Below are 20,983 nucleotides of genomic sequence, written 5' to 3'. Positions count from 1 at the left end.
GCCGGGGCCCAGTCGCGATACATTCAAAGTTGGCGGGACGCCGTCGCTATATCACGAAACTAGGCCCCGGCCTTCGCCGGGGAGGCGTCGGAGATCAGGACGTGACCCCGTAACCCCCACCCAACGCCCGGAACGTATCGCTAGCCACCTGCAATTGCCGCGCGCGCAGCTGTAACAGGCTACGCTCGGCGTCCAAGGCCGCCGTCTGCGCGAGCACCACTTCGAGATAATCCGACGCCCCGTCATGATAGCGGGTCAGGGCCAGGTCGCGCGTCCGTTCGGCCGCGCGCGTCGCTTCGGCCTGATCGGCTTCGCTCGCGATCAACAGACGCTGCGCGGCGAGATCGTCCTCGACTTCGCGGAACGCGGTGAGCACGGTCTGGCGGTAATTGGCGGCGGCCTCGTCATATTGCGCCCGCGCGATCTTAACGCCGGCGCGTCGCTTGCCGCCGTCGAAGATCGACAGCACCGCCTGCAACGGCCCCAGCGCCCAGAAGGTGCTCGGCGCGCTCAGCCAGCTGCCGCCCGCCGCTTCGTAACCGACCGCGCCGCCCAAGGTGATGTTGGGGAACAACGCGGCCTTTGCGACGCCGATTTCGGCATTGGCGGCGGCGACGCGGCGTTCCGCCGCGGCGATGTCGGGCCGGCGTTCGAGCAGCGTCGAGGGCAGGCCTGCGGCGATGACGGGCGGCCGCGACTGCTGGTCCGCGATAGCGATGGTGAAAGTCTCCGGCGCTTCGCCGACCAGCACGGCGATGGCGTGCTCGTCCTGCGCGCGGTCGATTTCGACGGCAGACAGTTCGGACTTGGCGCTCGACAATTGCGTTTGCGCGCGGCTGACATCGATCCCCGAGGCGATCCCGCCCGAATGGCGCGTATCGGTGAGGTCGAAGGCGCGCTGATAGGACGCGACTGTCTGCTTGAGCAACGTGATCCGCGCGTCGAGCCCGCGCAGATCGAAATAGGTCGAGGCGAGCTGGGTCTGCAGGCCCAGCCGGATGCCGTCGACGTCGAACGCCGCGGCCTTAGCCGAGGCGTCACCCGCGGCGACGCGATTGCGCACCTGGCCGAACAAATCGAGCTCATAGGAGAGGGACGCGCCGATCGCTTTGTCCGTGAACGTGCTGGGCCGGCCCGGACTGTTGGGGCGGTTGGCCGACTGGCGCTGGCGCTCGATGCTGGTTGACGCGCCGACCTGCGGGAACAGGTCGCCACGCGCCTGGCGCGCCGCACCCAGTGCCTGCTGATAGCGTGCCGACGCGGCAGCGAGATCGAAATTGCCTTTGTCGATCCGCTCTTCGAGCGCGGTCAGCGCGGGGTCGCCGAAGGCCTCCCACCATTTGCCGGATGGAGCGACATCGCTGCCGGCCGGCTGCCACGGCGCTTCCTTGAACGCTTCAGGGGTGCTGATCGCAGGGCGCTGATAGGCCGGCGCCAGCGAACACCCGCCAAGCAATGCCAAGGACAAAGCGAGGAGGCGCTTATTTGCCACCGCGCGCGACCTGCACCTTGTCACCCGACTGGATCGAATCGGGCGGGTTGTCGATCACCTGATCGGCCGGCGTCAGCCCCGCGCTGATCTGGACGCGGTCGCCCAGATCGCGGCCGATCGTCACCGTCTTGAGCCGGACCTTGCCGCCGGCATCCAGCACCGCGACCTGGGTACCATTCTTGCCGATGATCATCGCGCTGGCAGGGAGCTCGACGGCAGTGCGGGCGCCGCCGATCGGGAAGGTCGCCTGCGAATAGGCGCCCGGCTTGAGTGCGCGGTCGCCATTGTCGGCGAGCAATTCGACCAGCACCGTACCCGAGCTCGTATCCACCGCGTCGGCGGATCGCGTCATCACCGCCTTGAACGTCCGGCCGGGATATTCCGGCAGCGTGAGCTGAACTTCCATGCCCGGATGGACCTGCGCCGAATAGGCCTGGGGAACCTTCACGAAGGCCCGGATCTTGCTGACGTCCGACACGGTGAACAAAGGTGCGCTGGCGGCACTGCCCGCGGTCACGAGCGCGCCGATATCGGTCGACCGCGTCGTTACCACGCCGGCGAACGGCGCGGTCAGCCGGGTGAAGCCCTGTTGATATTGCAGGCGGCTGACATTGGCGCGCGCGGCATTGGCGACGGCGGATTTGGCGGCGAGGTCGCCGACCTTCTCGTCGGTTTCCTGCTTCGACACCGCGTCCTTGCCTAGCATCGTCTGCCAGCGTGTCGCAGTGGTCGCGGCGAGCTGCTGATTGGCGCGCGCCGTCTGCAGGTCGGCGCGCGCGGCGGCCAACTGCTGGTCGACCTCCGGCGCGTCGATCACCGCCAGCAATTGGCCGCGCCCGACAGTGTCGCCGATATCGACGAACCATTTGCGGATATAGCCGCTGGTCCGGGCGTAGATCGGCGCGCTTTGCAACGCCTGCAGCGTCGCCGGAAGCGTCAGCGCGGTGGTGGCGGCGCTCGGCTTGGCGTGGATCACATTGACCGTCGGGGTCGACTGGTCGTGCGTCCAGGTCGCGAGCTGCGCCTGCGAATGGACGCGGGTGCCGATGCCGATGCCGACCACTGCGATCGCGGCGACCGCGGCGATGATGCCGGTGCGTTTCAGATTGGGGCCGTCGCCGTCAGGCATAGGCTTCCTCCAGCTGCTTTGGCGCCGCGTCCGCATCGCCGGCTTTGCGCCGGTGGACGAGGCTGAAGATTACGGGAACGAACATCAGGGTGGCGAAGGTCGCGACCATCAGGCCGCCGATCACCGCGCGGCCGAGCGGCGCGTTCTGCTCGCCGCCTTCGCCCAGACCCAGCGCCATCGGCAACATGCCGATGATCATCGCCAGCGCGGTCATCAACACCGGACGGAAGCGGACCAGACCGGCGTCGAGCGCTGCCGCGGTCGCGTCACCCAGTTCGGCCAACCGCTCGCGCGCGAAGCTGACCACCAGGATCGAATTCGCGGTGGCGACGCCCATGCACATGATCGCGCCGGTCAGCGCCGGGACCGACAAGGTCGTGCCGGTCGCGAACAGCATCCAGACGATGCCGGCCAGCGCGCCGGGCAAAGCGGTGATGATCACGAATGGGTCGAGCCACGACTGGAAGTTCACGACGATCAACAGGTAGATCAGCACGATCGCACCCAGCAGGCCGAAGGCGAGGCCGGAAAATGCCGCATTCATCGTCGCATATTGGCCGCGCAGCGTGACGGTCGTGCCCTTCGGTGCCTTCGCCTTCATGTCCTTGAGCACGCGGTTGATGTCTCCGGCGACCGCGCCGAGATCGCGCCCGTTGGTGGTCGCGAATACATTGACGACCGGCGCGATATTATAGTGCGACACCACGGTCGGCGCATAGGAACGGCCGATCGTGGCAATGCCGCCGACGATCTGGCTGGCGCCGGCCGAGCCGGTGACCGGGACATTGGCGAGGTCGCTGATCGACCCGACCTGATATTCGGGCGTCTGCGCCACCACCGGGTAGGACACGCCGCTGGCAGGATCGAGGAAATAGACTGGTGCGGTCTGCGACGAGCCGGCGAGCGAGTTGCCCAGGCTGGCGGTCACATCGCGCTCGGTCAGGCCGTATTGGCCGATCCGGCTGCGGTCGACATCGACATTGAGCTGCGGGTAGCGCGCCGATTGCTGGATGCGGGCGTCGGCCAAGCCGGGGATCGCCTTGATCCGACGCAGCACTTCGCGCGCGAAAGCAGCATTGCCTTCGCCGTCCTTGCCAGAGATCGCGACATCGATCGGCGCGGGCGCGCCGAAGTTCAGGATCTGGCTGGTGATGTCGGCGGGCAGGAACGAGAAGGTGGAGCCGGGGAAATCGCGCGGCAATTGCTCGCGCAGCATCCGGACATAATCGTCGGTCGGCCGGTGATCCTTGGTCAGCTGGATCAGGACGTCGCCGTCCTGCGGCCCCACCGTGCCCGAATTGTTGTAGGTCGTGTTGATGGAGCTGACCGGCAGGCCGATATTGTCGACCACGGACACCAGTTCGTCCGCCGGGATGATCTGGCGGATGCGCTGTTCGATACGGTCGAACTGCGCCGACGTATCCTCGATCCGCGATCCGACCGGCGCACGGACATGCAGCGCCATCTGCCCGGCATCGACCGACGGGAAGAAATTCTCGCCCAGGAACGGCACCAGCAGGAAAGACAGCGCGACGCATGCCAGGAAGCCGATGACAAACGGCCGCGGCGTCGCCAGCGCGCGTTCGAGCAACGCCCCATAGCTTTTGCGAAACCGTTCGAACCGCTGCTCGAAGCCGCGCTGGAAACGAACCAGCGGGTTGCGCGAGGACGGCGTCCCGGCTGCGTGCATGTCGCCGGCATGCGGCTTGAGCAGATAGTTGGCCATGGTCGGCACCAGGGTGCGCGACAGGACGAACGACATGATCATCGCGAACACCACGGCGAGCGCCATCGGCACGAACAGGAAGCCGGCGACGCCGGGCAGGAAGAACATCGGCACGAACACGATGCAGATGCACAGCAGCGACACGAACGCCGGGGTCACGATCTGCGCCGCGCCGTCCATGATCGCGGTGAACACCGGCTTGCCCTGTTCGAGGTGCCAGTTGATATTCTCGATCGTCACCGTCGCATCGTCGACCAGGATGCCGACCGCGAGGCTCAAGCCGCCCAGCGTCATGATGTTGAGCGTGTTGCCGGTCGCGGACAGGGCGATGATCGCGCCCAGGATCGCCAGCGGGATCGAGATCGCGATGATCACCGTCGATCGCCACGAGCCCAGGAACAGCATGATCATCAAAGACGTGAGCGCGGCGGCGATCGCGCCTTCCTTGATGACGCCCTCGACCGCCGCCTTGACGAACAGCGACTGGTCCCCGATCGGCACGATCTTGAGCGCGCTGGGCAAGGTCGCCTGGATGTTGGGCAGCGCGTCCTTGATTCCCTGGACGATCGCCAGCGTCGACGTGGCGCCGTTCTTGAGCACGGTGATCAGCACCGATCGCGACCCGTCGACATGGACGACATTGGTCTGCGGCGCCGATCCGTCGCGGACATGGGCGACATCGCGCATATAGATGGTGGCGCCGTTCACCACCTTGACCGGCAAGTTGTTGAGTTGCTCGACCGAGCTGGGCGCGTTGTTGAGCGCGACGCTATACTGGAAGCTGCCGATCTTGGCGAAGCCGACCGGATTGATCTGGTTCTGCGCGGCGATGGCGTTGCCGACATCCTGCGCCGACAGCCCCTTGGACTGAAGCGCGGCCGGGTCGAGATCGACCTGGATCTGGCGCTGACGCCCGCCCGAAGGATAGGGGATCGCCGCGCCGGGTACGGTCACCAGGCCGGGGCGGACCTGGTTCTGCGCCAGGTCGAACATCTTGCCCTCGGACAGACCCTTGCCCGACAAAGCGAGCTGCAGGATCGGCACGGTCGAGGCGTTGTAGTTGAGGATCAGCGGCGGGGTGACACCCGGCGGCAGCTGCTTGAGCACGGTCTGCGACACGCTGGTCACCTGCGCGGTGGCGGTGCGGATATCGGCGCCGGGCTGGAAATAGATCTTGGTCACGCCGATGCCGGGCATCGACTGGCTCTCGATATGGTCGATGTCGTTGACGGTGGTCGTCAGCACGCGCTCGAAGGGCGTGATGATGCGCCCCGACATCTGATCGGGCGGCAGGCCGCTATATTGCCAGGCCACCGCGATCACCGGCACGCGGATATTGGGAAAGATGTCGACCGGAGTCCGGACGGCCGTCAGCACGCCGATCAGCGCGATCAGAATGGCCATGACCACGAAGGTCAGCGGTCGCGTCAGCGCTATGCGGACGATTCCGATCATCGGCGATTCCCGTGTTCGATTGCCGGTGGCGGGGCGGGGGAGCACCGTCGGCGATCTTTGTGATGGCACCGGTGGCAAGCCGATGCTGCGTCGCGGCGAAGTGGGCGCGACAACCGCGCCTGTCCAATATTGTTTACGGCATGATTGATATTTATTACGTCTTGATAATGGAGTTACGCCACCTGCGCTATTTCGTTCGTGTCGCGGAGGATCTGCACTTCGCACGCGCGGCAAAGCATCTCGGCATATCGCAACCGCCTCTCAGCCAGCAAATTCGGGCATTGGAAGACGAATTGCAGGTGCGCTTGCTCGATCGCACCAGCCGCAGCGTCACGCTGACTCCCGCCGGCAAGCTGTTTCTCGATGCTGCGCGGGCGACGTTGCGCCAGGCCGAGCATGCCATGGCGGTCGCGCGCGGCGCGGCGCGGGGCGAACGTGGCGAACTGGCGATCGGGTTCAACGCCTCGGCCCCATTCATTCCCGAGATCGCGCGGGCGATCGCCGAATTCCGCCGTCTCTACCCCGACGTGAAGCTCGTCCTGCGCGAGGCGTCGGGCCGCGCCCAGGTCGAGGATATCGACGACCGCTTGCTCGACATCGGCTTCATGCGCAGCCGCGCAAGGCCCGTCCTGCCGCGCGACCTGATCGCACAGCCTTTCCTTCGCGAACGATTGTTCGTCGGCGTGCCACCCGATCACCGGCTGGCGGCGCAGGACACGGTCGACCTCCTCGATCTGACCGGCGAACCCATGGTCTTCTACTCGACCGAACGCAGCCTGTTCACCGGCGAGCTGATGGCGTTGATGCGCGAACGCGGTGTCGAGCCCAATGTCGCGCAAGTGGTGAGCGACGTGTCGACGCTATTCGGGCTGACCGCCGCCGGGATCGGCGTGATGGTGTTGGCGGAATCGCTATGCAATTTGCAATCGGCTGCCTTGGCCTATCGGCCGCTGACCGACGTGACGATGATGCTGTGGCTGGTCCATCACGTTTCCGACCTGACGCTGCCCTGTCGTCATTTCCTCCAGGTACTTACTCGTCCGGCGGGTGCGATGGAGGCTTAGTCCCGATATTCGCGAGGGCGAGCGACCTGAAATAGCTACATTATTCCCCTCCCGCCTGCGGGAGGGGTTAGGGGAGGGCATGTCCGCTAGCGATTGTCGGGCATAACAGACCCCCCCCCACCCCTCCCGCAAGCGGGAGGGGAGTTTCGCTATTCCGCTAAGGCCAGCTCGAGAACCACATCCAGTGCATGAAGGATTGCTCCCCCGGCAGCGCCGCGGCGGAGATGATCGGGAAGAAATAGACCGCGATTCCGAACGCCAGGATCGCGAATCCCTCGTCCCAATGCTCGAACCTGTCCTTGCCGAAATGGTCGAACGCGGCGGCCAGCGCGATGCACAGGAAGATCGATGGCAGGTAATAGTAATAATAGAAGCCCAGCGACTTGGGGATGATCACCCAGATCAGATAACTCGCTATCCATAGTCCCGCGGCGAACAGCAGCCTGGGGTCTCGCACGCGGAGCCAGCCCCACACACAGGCGAGCACAGCGACCAGCCCGCCCCACATGATCACCGGATTGCCGATCATCAGGATGCCGCGCATCGCGCCGTCGGAGGGCTCGTAGAAATACCAGATCGGGCGAATGATCAGCGGCCAGGTCCACCAGGACGATTCGTAGGTGTGGTGCGGCAGGACCTGCGTCTGCTCGGCATACATCGTCATCTGGAACGGCAGCAGCTCGGCGAGGGTCAGCGGCTGGTCGTGATAGAAGAAGGCGGGTGCGAAGGTCAGGAAATAGGCCGCGATCGCGACCAGCCCGAAGGCGAGCAGCGCGGGGAAGGCGGCAAGGCCCGGCCAATGCGGCTGGTCGCGAGCGGACCACAGCGTCGCGAGGGGACGCTTCGCCCGCGTCGCGTCGCGCCAGCGCATCGCGAGGAAGGCGATACCGGCCCCAGCGACATAGGGCACGGCGGCCCATTTCGCCGCGACCGCCAACCCGAACAGGATCGCCGCGACGATCCAGCGCAACCAGACCTTGCCCGGCGACGCGCGCATCGCCCACAGCATGGCGGCGATCGCCCAGATGGTGAAAACGGCGAGGAACGGATCGATCATCGCGATCCGCGCTTCGATATAGATGGTGAAGTTGAGCAGCGCGAAGATCGCGCCCATCACCGCCGGCCGCATCCGCCCGTAAAGCAACCACAGGATCGCGAACACGCCCATCACCGTCGCCGCGCCGGCGATGGTCGAGAAGAATCGCCAGCCCAAGGCGTTATCGCCGAACAGCGCGATCCCCGCGGCGATGAATTCCTTGGCGAGCAGGGGATGTTCTGTATTCACCGGCCCAGACAGCGCGAGCAGCGCGCGGGCGGCGGGAACGTAGTGAATCTCGTCGAACACGATCTTCGACGGAATCGTGACGCCCCACAGGAACAGCGCCTCCGCGGCCAGCCCGATCAGGATCGCGACGAGAAACGGGCGGGGACGACCATGCATCCCCGCCCGCTTAGCCTATCGTGTTGAAAAGTGGATACCGGTTTTGGGAGAGACCCTTGGACACGCCTACCACTTCTCCTCCCGCATCCGTGCCTGGCGCTCCTGCTCGCGTTGGCTCGTGCTGGGCTCGGGGAACGACGCGTCCGCAGGGATAGCGCCGTCCGGTTCGTAGGTCGCGATGACCGTGCCCTTGGCCGTGACCTTGTGGTCCGTCATCCGCAGCTTGCCTGCCGGCGTCCCCTCGCCAAACAGCCTTTTGCCCTTGCCGAGCGTCACCGGGAAGATCATCAGCACCAGACGATCGATCAGCCCGGCGGCGAGCAGGTCTGGATAGATCGTGCTCGATCCCTGGATGATAAGGTCGGGGCCTTCGCTCCGTTTGAGCGCAGCGACGTCGTCCACCCCTTTCAGACGATGGCTATTCTGCCATTCGAGCGGCCGATCGCCGCGCGTCAGCACATGTTTGCCGGCGCGCGCGAACGCCTGGCCCATCGCCGCTTCGGGACCTTCGACATAGGGCCAATAGGAGGCGAAGATGTCGTAAGTACGCCGGCCGAGCAGCAGGTCGTACTCGCCGGCGAAGAGCGAGCCGACGGTATCGAATATGCCTTCGTCGCCGAACCGGAACAGCCAGCCGCCCTGGTCGAAGCCACCGGTATAGTCCTCGGTCGGACCGCCGGGCGCCTGCATCACGCCGTCGAGCGAGAGGAACACGCCGCCGGTCACCTTACGCATCGATCTGCTCCCCGGCGCGGGCGCGCTCGATCGTCGCGATGTCGATCTTCTTCATGGTCATCATCGCGTCCATCGCACGCTTGGCGGCGGCGCGGTCGGAACCGCTCACCGCATCGATCAGCACGCGCGGCGTGATCTGCCACGAAAAGCCCCAGCGGTCCTTGCACCAGCCGCACGCGCTTTCCGCGCCGCCATTGCCGACGATCGCATTCCAATAGCGATCGGTTTCCTCCTGATCGTCGGTATAGACCTGGAAGCTGACCGCTTCGTTCGGCTTGAAATTGGGACCGCCGTTCAATCCCAGGAACGCCTGGCCGAGCACAGTGAATTCCACCGTGAGTTCGTCGCCGGCCTTGCCGCCCGGATAGTCGGACGCCGCTTCATGCGGGCTTCCGACATGGCTGTCGGGGAAGGTCGCGGCATAGAATTCCGCTGCCTTGCGGGCTTCGCCGCGATCGAACCACAGACAGGTTGCCATCTTGTTCATTGCCGTTCTCCTGAGACGAAGCCGACCGACGCGCCTTGCGGGTCGACGGCGAGAATGATGCGCTGGCCGCCGGGGACGTCCATCGGCCCCATGATCACGGTACCGCCATGCGCTTTGACCTTGTTGACCGCGGCGTCGACGTCGGGGATGGCGAAGTAGAAAGTCCATTTGAGCGGCTGTTCGGGGCTCGCCCGATCCATCATCGCGCCGAGCCGAACGTCGCCGCAATCGATGAAGGTGTAATCGCCCATCTCGCCCATCGGCATCGCCTCCTTGGAGGTCCAGCCGAGCAACGAGGAATAGAAAGGCAATGCCGCCTTCTGGTCGCTGGTGACCAGTTCGTTCCAGCTGCAGCGGCCGGGCAGGTTGGCCGAGAAGGCCGTGCTCTCCTGATCCGGCATCGAGGGATCGGGCGTCATGACGTAGAACAGCACGCCCTGCGGATCGTTGACGAGCGCGATCCGGCCGACGCCGGGCAGGTCGGTCGGCGGCATATGGGTCTTGCCCCCGGCTTTCTCGACCTCCGCCACGCTCGCATCGACGTTGGCGACGTAGAAATAAGAGAGCCATGCCGGGCCGCCGGTGGGCGCGCCTGCCGGCAATCCTGCCAGACCGCCGACGCCGGTCTCGCCGACGTTGAAGATATTGTATTGCATTCCGCCGTCGGGCGACGGGAACGCGGTCGTGGTCCAGCCGACGATGTCGCCATAGAATCTCTTGGCGGCATCGACGTCACTGGTCAGCAATTCATACCAGATCGGCATTCCGGTTCGGGTAGCCATCATCTCTCTCCTGTTGATGGTCGTTATTGGTGATCGGTATCGAGGATCGGCACGAAGCCGCCGAAGATCGCGCGCTGCATGTCGAACGCTGGCGGCGCGGCCTGGATGTCGGGATCGTCCATCATCCCGGCAAAGGCGGCATCGCGGGTCGCCTTGTCGGGCCACTCGACCCAGCCGAAGATTACCGTCTCGCCTTCCTCGGCCGCGACCGCGCGCTTGAAGTCGGTGACCTTGCCGTCGGGCACGTCGACGCCCCAGCCATCGACGATGCGCGTCGCGCCCTTCTTCAGGAAATAGGCCGAGATCGTTCGGGCATGGTCGACGAAGGCGGCCTTGTCGGAGGCGGTCGGCGCGACGATCCCGTCGACAAAGCCGAACTTGCCGCCCTCGCCGCCTTCATAGGCGGGCTCGTACCCGCCATAGATCATCCGCTGCGGATTGAACGGCATCTCGCCGTCGGGCTGCATCCGCTCATCGGCCATCAGTTTCTCGGCCGCCGCGTCGCAGGTCGCCTTGTCGGGCCACCACACCCAGGAGAAGACGATCTTCTCGTCGGGCTCGGCTTTCACCGCGCGCTTCATGTCGGTGCGCTTGCCGTCGGGGACGTCGTCGCCCCAGCATTCGACCGTCGCCATCGCACCATATTCGGCGAAGACGGGCGCGGCCTTTTTCGCCAAGTCGAGATAGCGCTGCTTATCGCCTTCCTTCACCGGAATGATGAAGCCCTGCACATAGGTCATGATGCCTCTCCTTCTGTTGTTTTGGTCAACGGTTCAGGGGCAGCAATGCGCGGATGCGGGAGTCGCGCAGCCACAGGCCTGCCCATAGCATGATCCCGAGATAGACGCCGAACAGCGTGTAGCCGATCAGCGGGCTTCCGACGCGCAAATGGGTCGCCACAGCGCCGCCCAGATAGCCGGTCAGCAAGATCGCGCCGAGCAATGCCGTGCGCTGCCAGGCGTAAAGCGCGGTCGCGAGGCCCAATATTGCCCCCAGCAGCCGGTAGAAGCCGGACGTGGCGGGGAGTCCCAGCGGCGGGCTGTGCGCGATCATCGTTATCGGGGCGATCAGCTTGCCCGCGGCATCGGCACCGAGGAACAGGATGATCAGGGCAGTCAGGATGCGGCCGCCCCATAGCTCAAGGGCGCGCGGAGGCGTCGCCGCCGAAGCGGCTCGATAGGTGCTCGCCATGCTTTCTCTCCTGGAAGCGGTGGTGATCAGGCGGTGATCGGCATGCCGGCAAGCGCCGGATAGTCGAGGATGACGATGCCGGTCACGGCGAACCAGAAAAGGCCGGCAATCCAGGGGCGGAAACGTTCGGGCATCGTAAATCTCCTTGGGGAGGAGGGCGCGGCGCTCAGGCCGCGACGCTCTCTTGTTGATCGGACATCGCGGCGGAGAACGCTTTCATGTCCATGTAGATCGGCTCGAACGTATGGCCGTCGAGGTCCTCGAACGGGCGAGCGTACATGAAGCCCCCATCCTCGGTGTCGCGCGTCTGGCGTCCGCCGGCGGCGATCGCGGCGTCGGCGATCGCATCGACCTGTTCGCGGCTGTCGCGCGACAAGGCGATCAGCGCGGCGCTGGTCTTGTGCGTGTCGGCGATCTGCTTGGACGTGAAGGTCCGGTAGAAACCGTGGTCGAGCAGCATCACATGGATCGCGTCCGACCAGACCATGCAGGAAGCCTGTCCATTGCTGAATTGCGGATTCTTGTCGAACCCGATCGCTTCGTAAAATGCGGTCGCCTTGGCGACATCGGCGACGGGCAGGTTCACGAAAATCATCTTGGTCATCTGATCTCTCCCTAAAGACGGTGCCGCCATGGACTGGCGAATCAACTGACTTGACTTTTATGACCTCGATAGTTACAAAAAGCAACCATGAAGTTAGAAAAAATGACTAAGCAGGAAAAAACGTCAGAAAAACGGTGGTATGACGATGCATGCGGCACCGCGATGGCGCTCGAACTGGTAGGGGAGCGCTGGTCGCTGTTGATCGTCCGCGAGCTGATGTTCGGCGGGCGCCGCTTCGGTGAGCTCAAGGCGGCATTGAACGGCATCAGCGCCAACGTCCTGACGCAACGGCTTGAGGGAATGGAGGCGGCCGGCATCCTCAAGAAGCGCAAGCTCCCGCCGCCGGCTTCGGTCCAGATCTATGAGCTGACTCGCTGGGGCTATGAGAGCGAGACAGCGATTCAGGAACTCGGCCGCTGGGCGACGCGATCGCCCGCGCACGATCCCTCGCTGCCGCTGTCGGCGGCGTCGCTGATGCTGTCGTTCCGGACCATGTTGTCGGCCGAACGCTCGGCGGGCATGGTCGCCAGGATCGGCTTCCGCCTGGGCGACGAGGTATTCACGACCGAACTCGCCAATAGCAGCTTTCAGGTCATACGCGCCGAGCCGGTCGATGCCGATGTCGTCTTCACCTCGACTCCGCGCGGATTTGCCGCGCTGACCTATGGCGGCGTGCCGATCGCGGAAGGCGAACGGCTGGGACTGGTCGCGATTGAGGGGGACCGGGCGCTTGCCGAGCGGTTCGTGACGCTGTTTCCCTTGCCGCCCAAATGGACCGAAGAGTGACCGGACGGACGGACACCGGCAGCCGGATCATTCGCGCCAGCCCGCAGGCGATCTACGACGCCTTCATCGACCCCAAGATACAGGCGCGTTGGCTACCGCCGGAAGGCATGACGGCGAAATTCGATGTGTTTGAGCCATGGCCGGGCGGCCGCTATCGCATGACGCTGACGTTCACCGGCGCGCACGCCATGGCCGGCAAGACGTCCACCGATGCGGACACGGTCGAGGGGCGGCTGGTCGAGCTTGTCCCCGGCGAGCGTGTCGTCCAGACCGCCGGCTTCGAGTCGGACGATCCTGCCTATGCGGGCACGATGACGATGACATGGACGCTTCAAGCCGTTCCGGAGGGCACGGAAGTGACGATCACGGCGCGCGATGTTCCGTCGGGAATCTCCGCCGAGGATCACGCCCGGGGACTCGCCTCCACCCTCGCCAACCTCGCTGATTTTCTCGAATAGAGCGCGTTACGACGAACGGCGGGGCCGAATTTTCGAACATCGGGTCTGCAATTCGCGTCTCGACTTCGCGCCATGGCCGCGTCGTGGGTGTGTATTCGCGGTGGGCAATGCCCTGGATTGGGCAGGGAGGCGCGCTGGCGAGGAGCGCAGCGCGGTCGCGTAGCTTGAGCTACGCGCAAGCAAGCGACGACGCCCAGCGCGCCTCCCTGCCCAACCGCGAAGCGGCGGGCGGATTTTGGCGCATGGCGGCGACGCTCGTCGGTCACGATGCATCGACATCGCTCCTTCCTCGCTTCTAGCCCTGCACCAAAATCCGCTCCGTCCAGGGCATTGCCCACCGCGAATACACACCCTAGGAGGCGCGTGAAGGAATAGACGATGACCGACATCCCAAACATCCAGCCAGATAGCCGTGAGACGACGCTGCTCGACGCGCCCGACCAGATGAAAAAGGTGCGCGACCTGTTCGGCATCGACAGCGATATGGAAGTGCCCGCGTTCAGCGAGGCCGACGAGCGCGTGCCGGATCTCGACCCCGCCTATGTGTTCGATCCCGACACCACGCTGGCGATCCTGGCGGGCTTCGCGCACAATCGCCGCGTGATGGTCCAGGGCTATCACGGCACCGGCAAGTCGACGCATATCGAGCAGGTCGCGGCGCGCCTCAATTGGCCGTGCATCCGCATCAACCTCGACGCGCATATCAGCCGCATCGACCTGATCGGCCGCGACGCGATCGTGCTCAAGGACGGCCAGCAGGTCACCGAATTCCGCGAAGGCCTGCTGCCCTGGGCGCTGCAGACGCCGACCGCTCTGGTGTTCGACGAATATGACGCCGGCCGCCCCGACGTGATGTTCGTGATCCAGCGCGTGCTCGAGACCGAGGGCAAGCTGACGCTGCTCGATCAGAATCGCGTGATCCGCCCGAACCCGTATTTCCGGCTGTTCGCGACCGCCAACACGGTCGGCCTGGGCGACACGAGCGGCCTCTATCACGGCACGCAGCAGATCAACCAGGGTCAGATGGACCGCTGGAACATCGTCGTGACGCTCAACTATCTGCCCGCCGCGGTCGAGGCGCAGATCGTGCTCGCCAAGTCGGGCGAGTACGACAAGCCCGACGGCAAACAGGTCGTCGACAACATGGTCCGCGTCGCCGACCTGACCCGCAAGGGCTTCATCAACGGCGACATCTCGACCGTGATGAGCCCGCGTACGGTCATCACCTGGGCGCAGAACGCGCTGATCTTCGGCGACGTCGGCTTCGCCTTCCGCCTGTCGTTCCTCAACAAGTGTGACGACGCGGAGCGGGCGCTGGTGGCGGAATATTATCAGCGCGTGTTCGGCAAGGACCTGCCCGAGAGCGTGGTCGGAAAGGCGTAACAGCAGGCGCGTGGCGCAGGATACTCCCCTCGATCGCTTCAAGGCCGTGCTCGGCGGTGCGTCGCGCGCGCTGTCGGAAGAGGCCGAGGTTGAACTGGCGTTCACCGCCGATGCGCCGGCGCAGTCGGGCAAGCATATCAAGGTGCCGATGCCGGCGCGGACGCTGCCGGCCGATCAGGTCGCCGAGGCGCGTGGTTTCGCGGACTCGTTTGCACTCCGGCTGAAGCTCCACAATGCGGCGCTTCACCTCAAGAACGCGCCGCACGACGCGGTGGCGCGCGCGGTATTCGATGCGGCCGAGACGGCGCGGGTCGAGGCATTGGGGTCGCGCGGCTATGCGGGTATCTCGGCCAACCTCAACCATGCGCTCGACATGCGCTTGCGCTCGGACCCGATCACGCGCGCGCGCAGCCGCGACGAAGTGCCGCTGTCGACCGCGATCCAGCTGCTGGTGCGCGAGCGGCTGACCGGCCAGCCGGCGCCCGAAGTGGCGCGCGAGGGGCTCGATCTGGTCCGCGACTGGATCGAGGAGAAAGCGGGCGGCGATCTCGACGCGTTACGCCTCGCGCTCGACGACCAGCGCGCCTTCGCCAGCCTGGCGACCAAAATGCTCGAAGACCTCGACCTGGTCGAGGGCGATCAGATTCCCGAGGACAGCGACGACGGCGGCTCGGACGACGCAGGCACCGACGAGGAACAGGATCAGGGCGAGGAAGGCGACGACCAGGGCGAGCAGGGCCAGGGCGAAGTCGAGGCGCGCGGCGAGCAATCCGAAGCCGAGAGCGATGAGGGCGAAGGTGCCGAGGCCGGCGACGAATCGTTCGAAGATGCCGAGGGCGAAGCCGGCGACGAAGGCGAGGAGGGGATGCTTCCCGTCCGGCCCAACCGCCCGTTTTCGGACCTGTCGCCGCAATTCGACTATAGGGCCTGGACCACGCAATATGACGAGGTGATCGCGGCGACCGAGCTGTGCGATGCCGAGGAACTCGCGCGGCTGCGTTCGTATCTCGACCAGCAGCTCGTTCATCTGCAAGGTGCGGTGACCAAGCTCGCCAACCGGCTGCAGCGCCGGCTGATGGCGCAGCAGAGCCGGTCGTGGGATTTCGATCAGGAAGAAGGATTGCTCGACGCCGCACGGCTGGCGCGCGTGGTGATCAACCCGATGCAGTCGCTGAGCTACAAGATCGAGCGCGATACCGAGTTCAAGGATACGGTCGTCACCCTGCTGATCGACAATTCGGGGTCGATGCGCGGGCGGCCGATCTCGATCGCCGCGATCAGCGCCGATATCCTGGCGCGCACGCTCGAACGCTGCGGCGTGAAGACCGAGATTCTCGGCTTTACCACGCGCGCGTGGAAAGGCGGGCAGGCGCGCGAGAGCTGGCTCGCCGCGGGCCGCCCGCCGCAGCCCGGCCGCCTCAACGACATCCGCCACATCGTCTACAAGCAGGCCGACGAACACTGGCGCCGCGCCAAGCCCAGCCTGGGCCTGATGATGCGGGAAGGGCTGCTCAAGGAGAATATCGACGGGGAGGCTTTGCTCTGGGCGCACAATCGACTGATCGGCCGTCCCGAGGAGCGCAAGATCCTGATGGTGATCTCCGATGGCGCGCCGGTCGACGATTCCACCTTGTCGGTAAATAGCGGCTCCTATCTCGAACGTCATTTGCGCCAGGTGATCCACTGGCTCGAGAACCGCTCGCCGGTCGAGCTCGTCGCGATCGGCATCGGCCACGACGTGACCCGCTATTACGAGCGCGCGGTGACGATCATGGATGCCGAACAATTGGGTGGCGCGATCATCGAGCAGCTCGCGGCGCTGTTCGACAAGCCTTGAACATGGGGCTCCATCAAGCCCCTCCCCTTCGGGGGAGGGGTTGGGGGTGGGGCAGTCACGGGCGATACGCTCTGCGAGACATTCCCCACCCCGACCCCTCCCCTGAAGGGGAGGGGCTTTCTTGAATATCGACCCACCCCCCGGCGGCTTCGCAGGCCCGGTAAAACGCTCGATCACCATCGCGGGGCATGAAACCTCGATCACGCTCGAACCCATCTTCTGGCGAGCACTCGAAGAGGCGGCGAAGGCTCGTGCCTTGCCACTATCCGCTTTGGTCGCCGAGATCGACGCGTTGCGCATCCTCGCCGCCGATCCGCCAAACCTCGCCAGCGCGTTGCGGACATGGGCATTTAGCCAAGCGAACGACAGTCGTAGTTGAGAATATTTCTCAATAGCGTTGACACTGCGAACGACTCTCAATAGCGCGTCTCCCAAGGGAGATAAGAGTGACTCGCAACAACTCCGCGCGCCGTGTCGCGCAGCCGGCTTTCCTTGCCTTGTCCTGTGTCGGCGCCTTTGCCGCGCATCCGGCGTTTGCCGCCGACGGACCCGATCCGACGCCGGCCAATGACGACGGCGACGATCAGGATCGCCGCCACGACATCATCATCAATGGCCAGCTGATCAAAGCGGAGGCGGAACCCAATGGTCCCAAGGACGTGGCCCGCTTGGTCGACACGCCCAAGTCGATCGTCGTGATCCCGAGCAAGGTGATCGAGGAAACCGGATCGGCCTCGCTCCAGGACGCATTGCGCACCGTGCCCGGCATCACTTTCGGCGCGGCCGAGGGGGGTAATCCGATCGGTGATCGTCCCTTCATTCGCGGCTTCGACAGCCAGGGGTCGATCTATGTCGACGGCGTCCGCGATCTGTCGTCGCAGACCCGCGAGACCTTCGCGATCGATGCGGTGCAGATCGTTCGCGGCTCGGATTCGACGCTGGGCGGGCGCGGATCGGCGGGCGGGACGATCAATATCATCTCCAAATTGCCCAAGGCGGGCACCTTCGGCAGCATCTCGGCAAGCTATGGCCAAGCCGATTACAAGCGCATCACCGGCGACCTCAATATCGCGATCACGCCGACCGTCGCGTTCCGCATCCAGGGCCTGTGGCACGATCAGGATTTCGCCGGGCGCGACGCGATCTGGGCAAGGCGTTGGGGTTTCGCGCCGTCGCTGACGATTGGCCTCGGCACCGCGACGCGATTGACCGCGAGCTATTACCGGCTGGAAAGCCACGAATTGCCCGACAGCGGCATCCCCTATCTCTACACGATCGCCAACGCCCCGGGCTCGGGCAACATCTATACCCAACCAGCGCTCGGCCGGATCACCACCGCAGGCGGCCAGACCGGCTATGTCGACCGCAGTACCTATTACGGGCTGGTCGACCGCGATTTCCGCGACGCGACCGCCGATCAGGCGACGCTCCGCTTCGAACACGACCTGACGCCGACGCTCACCATCCGCAACACCGCGCGCTGGTCGCACTCGACGCAAGCCTATATTTTCCTGCTGCCTGACGATAGCACCGGCAACGTATACGGCACGGCGCCGACCAACCCGACGACCGGGGCGGCGGGTACGCGCGGCGACCTTCTCAGCGGCGGTTATGTCTGGCGCCGCGCCAATACGCGCTACAGCTATTCGGACGCGCTGACCGATCAGATCGATCTCTACGGGACGTTCGATACCGGCGGTATCAAGCACAGCATCGCGGTGGGCGCGGAATTCTCCTGGGAAAAGGCGCGTCGCGGCACGTTCGTCACGCGCGGCTTCCTCAATTCCTCCGGCGTCGAAACGCTGTCGACCGGCTCGACGGGGAGCCCGCGCTGCAACACGGCGACGGTCTCCCGTTATTATTGCACCAGCCTGTTCAACCCCAATCCTTATGATCCCTGGGTCAATTACGCGAGCGACACGTCGTCCACGCTATCGCCGATCGTGAAGTCCCTGCCGCTCGAGGAGACGCAGAACGACGCCAACACAATCAGCGTCTACGGCTTCGACTCGATCACCTTGACGCCACAGCTGATCCTCAACCTCGGCGCGCGGTTCGACCGCTTCAAATCGGTGACCACGCCCGGCCAGACCTATGCCGCGACCCAGACCTTCCGGCTCGGCCGCACCGACGAATTGTTCAACTGGCAGGCGGGCCTGGTATTCAAACCGACGCCCGAGACCAGCATTTACGCAAGCTACGCGACGGCCGCGACGCCTCCCAACACGTTGTTGGGCGAAGGGCGCGAGGACAATGCGTTGCCGACCAGTGTCACCAATCAGAACCTCGCGATCCTCGACTCGCTGAAGGTACAGAAGACCAAGTCCTATGAGGTCGGCGCCAAGGCGAGCCTGTTCGACGAGCGCCTGGGATTGGGTCTCGCGATTTTCCAGACCGACATCGCCAATGCGCGCGTGACGGGTGACGACGGCCTGCCCTCGTTCCTGGGCAAGACCCGCATCCGCGGGCTGGAATTGACCGTCAACGGCACGATCATGCCCGGCTGGACGGTGTTCGGCGGTTATACCTATCTCGACCCCAAGATCATCGATGGCGGTTTCACCTCGCTCGCGGTGGCGGCCAATGGAGCGGCCAAGGCGACCACTGTCCTCGTGCCGTCGGTCAATAACGGCAAACAAGTACCGCAAACGGCGAAGAATTCGTTTACTGCCTGGACCACGGTCGATGTGACCAAGCGCTTCTCGGTCAGCGGCGGGGCGCTCTACATGGACCGGCAGTTCGGCGGTTATGCCGACAATCGCGCCGCGTCGCAGACCAATACTGGGGCGATCACTGTGACGCCGGCGACCAAGGTCCTCTATCGCATGATCCCGTCTTATTGGCGGTTCGATGCGCGCGCGTCGTACAAGCTGACCAGGAACATCCAACTCAGCGTCAACGCGCAGAACCTGACCGACAAGGTCTATTTCAACCAGGTCTATACCAGCCATTACGCGTCGATCGCTACCGGGCGGACGGTGTTCGGGTCGGTGGAGTTCAAGTTCTGATGACGGCAGAACCGTCCGTCGTCGACGCCGCGCGCTTGCCCGATGATCCGGTGGAGCGCGCGGCGTCTCTTCGCCAACGCGCCGAAAGCGGAGAGGCAGAGGCGCAGGCGCTTTACGGCCAGCTGCTGCTCGACGGGAATGGCGTCGCCAAGGACGAAGCGGCCGGCTTCGCCTGGTTCAACCGTGCCGCGGCGCAGGGTCATCTGATGGCGCTCAACATGGTCGGGCGCTGCTACGATCTTGGCTGGAGCGTCGCGGTCGACAAGACCCGCGCGGCGGACTGCTATCGCATCGCCGCCGAACGCGGGCTCGACTGGGCGATGTACAATTACGCGACGTTGCTCGCGCTGGGGCACGGCGTCGCCGAGGACAAAGCGGCGGCGCTCGCCTGGTTCGAGAAGGCGGCGAAATTGGGTAATGCCAAGGCGATCAACTTCGTCGGCAGCTTCCACGAGGACGGCTGGGTGGTCGCGCGCAACCTGACCAAGGCGGCGCGACTCTACGAGCAGGCAGCCGAGGGCGGCGATTTTCGCGGCATGTTCAACCATGCGCGCATGCTCGGCGCCAAGGGACGCGGCGAGGAAGCGCTTCGCTGGATCGAACGCGCAGGAGAGCGGGCAACCCCGGCCTTCGTCGCCAAGGCCGCCGCGTTTCTAGACGCTTCGCCGGTGCCCGCCTTTCGCGCGCGCGGCCGCGCCGCGATCGAGCGCGGGGCGGGCCGATGCTGATCGCAATTCCCGATGTACTCGACGCAGCGGGCGTCGCCAGGATGCGCGCGATCATCGACGCGGCCGAGTGGATCGACGGCAACGCGACTTCGGGTCACCAATCGGCGCTTGCCAAGAAGAACGCGCAATTGCCCGAAGAGTCGGCGGCGGCGCGAGAGGCGGGGACGATGGTGCTCGACGCCTTGTCGAGCGCGGCGGTGTTCGTCGCCGCTGCCCTGCCGCTCAAAGTCTATCCGCCGCTGTTCAACCGCTATGCCGGCGGCGACGCGTTCGGCGCGCATGTCGACAGTGCGATTCGCATCCGGCGCGGCAGCGACTTCCGCATCCGAAGCGACTTGTCGGCGACGCTCTTCCTGTCCGATCCCGACAGCTATGACGGCGGCGAACTGGTGATCGAGGACCAGTTCGGCGAACAACGGGTCAAACTGCCGGCCGGACATATGGTGCTCTATCCCGCCTCCAGCGTGCATCGCGTCGAACCGGTCACCCGCGGCGCGCGCGTCGCGTCCTTCTTCTGGATCCAGTCGATGATCCGCGACGACAGCGCGCGCCGCATCCTGTTCGAGCTCGACCAGTCGGTACAAGACGTCGCAGCGCGGCTCGGCCAGGACGATCCGGCGGTCGTGCGGCTGACCGGCACCTACCACAATCTCCTCCGCCGCTGGGCCGAGGCTTAG

19 protein-coding genes are annotated in these 20,983 nt (G+C 65.1%); 9 read left to right on the top strand and 10 right to left on the bottom strand.

Annotated features, from left to right (window positions below):
• Nucleotides 1–94 precede the first annotated feature (94 nt).
• Genes Q0L25_RS05885 through Q0L25_RS05875 form a run of 3 tightly spaced genes read right to left on the bottom strand, consistent with a single transcriptional unit; the run spans nt 95 to nt 5,802 of the window.
• On the bottom strand, nt 95–1,492 hold the full coding sequence (locus Q0L25_RS05885) for an efflux transporter outer membrane subunit (RefSeq protein ID WP_296612442.1): 1,398 nt from the start codon (nt 1,490–1,492) through the stop codon (nt 95–97).
• Complete coding sequence (locus tag Q0L25_RS05880; protein WP_296612440.1) at nt 1,482–2,621, bottom strand: efflux RND transporter periplasmic adaptor subunit; 1,140 nt, start codon at nt 2,619–2,621, stop codon at nt 1,482–1,484. The genes Q0L25_RS05885 and Q0L25_RS05880 overlap by 11 nt, the downstream gene beginning before the upstream one ends.
• Complete coding sequence (locus tag Q0L25_RS05875; RefSeq protein ID WP_296612438.1) at nt 2,614–5,802, bottom strand: efflux RND transporter permease subunit; 3,189 nt, start codon at nt 5,800–5,802, stop codon at nt 2,614–2,616. Before Q0L25_RS05875 ends, Q0L25_RS05880 begins: the two co-directional genes overlap by 8 nt.
• Before the next feature lie 167 nt (nt 5,803–5,969).
• On the opposite strand from Q0L25_RS05875, the gene Q0L25_RS05870 reads away from it, so the two are divergent.
• A complete protein-coding gene (locus tag Q0L25_RS05870; protein WP_296612436.1) occupies nt 5,970–6,866 on the top strand; it encodes a LysR substrate-binding domain-containing protein in 897 nt (298 codons plus the stop codon).
• A gap of 157 nt (nt 6,867–7,023) precedes the next feature.
• Here Q0L25_RS05870 and Q0L25_RS05865 read toward each other — a convergent pair whose 3' ends face one another.
• The 7 genes from Q0L25_RS05865 to Q0L25_RS05830 form a co-directional block, all read right to left on the bottom strand.
• The gene (locus tag Q0L25_RS05865; protein ID WP_296612434.1) at nt 7,024–8,307 is read right to left on the bottom strand and encodes a phospholipid carrier-dependent glycosyltransferase; all 1,284 of its coding nucleotides are present in this window, start codon (nt 8,305–8,307) and stop codon (nt 7,024–7,026) included.
• 66 nt (nt 8,308–8,373) lie between these two features.
• Nucleotides 8,374–9,042, bottom strand: a complete 669-nt coding sequence (locus Q0L25_RS05860) for a dihydrofolate reductase family protein (RefSeq protein ID WP_296612433.1) — start codon at nt 9,040–9,042, stop codon at nt 8,374–8,376.
• Complete coding sequence (locus tag Q0L25_RS05855; protein WP_296612431.1) at nt 9,035–9,529, bottom strand: VOC family protein; 495 nt, start codon at nt 9,527–9,529, stop codon at nt 9,035–9,037. Before Q0L25_RS05855 ends, Q0L25_RS05860 begins: the two co-directional genes overlap by 8 nt.
• Nucleotides 9,526–10,311: a VOC family protein gene (locus Q0L25_RS05850; RefSeq protein ID WP_296612429.1), complete on the bottom strand. Its 786-nt coding sequence runs from the start codon at nt 10,309–10,311 to the stop codon at nt 9,526–9,528. The genes Q0L25_RS05855 and Q0L25_RS05850 overlap by 4 nt, the downstream gene beginning before the upstream one ends.
• A 23-nt stretch (nt 10,312–10,334) precedes the next feature.
• Nucleotides 10,335–11,051, bottom strand: coding sequence for a DUF1428 domain-containing protein (locus Q0L25_RS21785; RefSeq protein WP_367184088.1), 717 nt, complete (start codon nt 11,049–11,051; stop codon nt 10,335–10,337).
• 25 nt (nt 11,052–11,076) lie between these two features.
• Complete coding sequence (locus Q0L25_RS05835) at nt 11,077–11,502, bottom strand: DoxX family protein (protein WP_296612427.1); 426 nt, start codon at nt 11,500–11,502, stop codon at nt 11,077–11,079.
• A gap of 166 nt (nt 11,503–11,668) precedes the next feature.
• Nucleotides 11,669–12,106, bottom strand: a complete 438-nt coding sequence (locus Q0L25_RS05830; RefSeq protein WP_296612425.1) for a VOC family protein — start codon at nt 12,104–12,106, stop codon at nt 11,669–11,671.
• A gap of 87 nt (nt 12,107–12,193) precedes the next feature.
• Between Q0L25_RS05830 and Q0L25_RS05825 the strand changes: the two genes are divergently transcribed.
• The 8 genes from Q0L25_RS05825 to Q0L25_RS05790 all read left to right on the top strand — a co-directional run bounded on the left by Q0L25_RS05825 (nt 12,194) and on the right by Q0L25_RS05790 (nt 20,983).
• Nucleotides 12,194–12,892, top strand: coding sequence for a winged helix-turn-helix transcriptional regulator (locus Q0L25_RS05825; RefSeq protein WP_296612423.1), 699 nt, complete (start codon nt 12,194–12,196; stop codon nt 12,890–12,892).
• Nucleotides 12,889–13,350 carry an SRPBCC domain-containing protein gene (locus Q0L25_RS05820; RefSeq protein ID WP_296612421.1) on the top strand — a complete coding sequence of 154 codons (462 nt, stop codon included), beginning with the start codon at nt 12,889–12,891 and terminating at the stop codon, nt 13,348–13,350. The genes Q0L25_RS05825 and Q0L25_RS05820 overlap by 4 nt, the downstream gene beginning before the upstream one ends.
• A gap of 378 nt (nt 13,351–13,728) precedes the next feature.
• Nucleotides 13,729–14,733, top strand: coding sequence for a cobaltochelatase subunit CobS (cobS, locus tag Q0L25_RS05815; RefSeq protein WP_066589518.1), 1,005 nt, complete (start codon nt 13,729–13,731; stop codon nt 14,731–14,733).
• Between the two features lie 10 nt (nt 14,734–14,743).
• Entirely contained in the window at nt 14,744–16,570 is a 1,827-nt protein-coding gene (cobT, locus tag Q0L25_RS05810) for a cobaltochelatase subunit CobT (RefSeq protein WP_296612418.1), read from the top strand.
• 121 nt (nt 16,571–16,691) lie between these two features.
• Nucleotides 16,692–16,949, top strand: a complete 258-nt coding sequence (locus Q0L25_RS05805; RefSeq protein ID WP_296612416.1) for a ribbon-helix-helix domain-containing protein — start codon at nt 16,692–16,694, stop codon at nt 16,947–16,949.
• A gap of 67 nt (nt 16,950–17,016) precedes the next feature.
• Nucleotides 17,017–19,578: a TonB-dependent siderophore receptor gene (locus Q0L25_RS05800; protein WP_296612415.1), complete on the top strand. Its 2,562-nt coding sequence runs from the start codon at nt 17,017–17,019 to the stop codon at nt 19,576–19,578.
• On the top strand, nt 19,578–20,306 hold the full coding sequence (locus tag Q0L25_RS05795) for a tetratricopeptide repeat protein (protein ID WP_296612412.1): 729 nt from the start codon (nt 19,578–19,580) through the stop codon (nt 20,304–20,306). Before Q0L25_RS05800 ends, Q0L25_RS05795 begins: the two co-directional genes overlap by 1 nt.
• Nucleotides 20,300–20,983, top strand: coding sequence for a Fe2+-dependent dioxygenase (locus Q0L25_RS05790; RefSeq protein WP_296612410.1), 684 nt, complete (start codon nt 20,300–20,302; stop codon nt 20,981–20,983). The genes Q0L25_RS05795 and Q0L25_RS05790 overlap by 7 nt, the downstream gene beginning before the upstream one ends.

The organism is Sphingomonas sp. (assembly GCF_024508665.1).
Taxonomy (GTDB): Bacteria; Pseudomonadota; Alphaproteobacteria; order Sphingomonadales; family Sphingomonadaceae; genus Sphingomonas.
Note: the sequence above shows the minus strand (reverse complement) of the source record. Positions and strands in the feature narration are given on the sequence as shown.

Bases quoted from the DNA above. Each gene is read 5' to 3' on its own strand.
- Q0L25_RS05880 (WP_296612440.1), bottom strand. From the start codon at position 2,621: ATGCCTGACGGCGACGGCCCCAATCTGAAACGCACCGGCATCATCGCC.
- Q0L25_RS05875 (WP_296612438.1), bottom strand. From the start codon at position 5,802: ATGATCGGAATCGTCCGCATAGCGCTGACGCGACCGCTGACCTTCGTG.
- Q0L25_RS05870 (WP_296612436.1), top strand. From the start codon at position 5,970: ATGGAGTTACGCCACCTGCGCTATTTCGTTCGTGTCGCGGAGGATCTG.
- Q0L25_RS05865 (WP_296612434.1), bottom strand. From the start codon at position 8,307: ATGCATGGTCGTCCCCGCCCGTTTCTCGTCGCGATCCTGATCGGGCTG.
- Q0L25_RS05860 (WP_296612433.1), bottom strand. From the start codon at position 9,042: ATGCGTAAGGTGACCGGCGGCGTGTTCCTCTCGCTCGACGGCGTGATG.
- Q0L25_RS05855 (WP_296612431.1), bottom strand. From the start codon at position 9,529: ATGAACAAGATGGCAACCTGTCTGTGGTTCGATCGCGGCGAAGCCCGC.
- Q0L25_RS05850 (WP_296612429.1), bottom strand. From the start codon at position 10,311: ATGGCTACCCGAACCGGAATGCCGATCTGGTATGAATTGCTGACCAGT.
- Q0L25_RS21785 (WP_367184088.1), bottom strand. From the start codon at position 11,051: ATGACCTATGTGCAGGGCTTCATCATTCCGGTGAAGGAAGGCGATAAG.
- Q0L25_RS05835 (WP_296612427.1), bottom strand. From the start codon at position 11,502: ATGGCGAGCACCTATCGAGCCGCTTCGGCGGCGACGCCTCCGCGCGCC.
- Q0L25_RS05830 (WP_296612425.1), bottom strand. From the start codon at position 12,106: ATGACCAAGATGATTTTCGTGAACCTGCCCGTCGCCGATGTCGCCAAG.
- Q0L25_RS05825 (WP_296612423.1), top strand. From the start codon at position 12,194: ATGAAGTTAGAAAAAATGACTAAGCAGGAAAAAACGTCAGAAAAACGG.
- cobS (WP_066589518.1), top strand. From the start codon at position 13,729: ATGACCGACATCCCAAACATCCAGCCAGATAGCCGTGAGACGACGCTG.
- Q0L25_RS05795 (WP_296612412.1), top strand. From the start codon at position 19,578: ATGACGGCAGAACCGTCCGTCGTCGACGCCGCGCGCTTGCCCGATGAT.
- Q0L25_RS05790 (WP_296612410.1), top strand. From the start codon at position 20,300: ATGCTGATCGCAATTCCCGATGTACTCGACGCAGCGGGCGTCGCCAGG.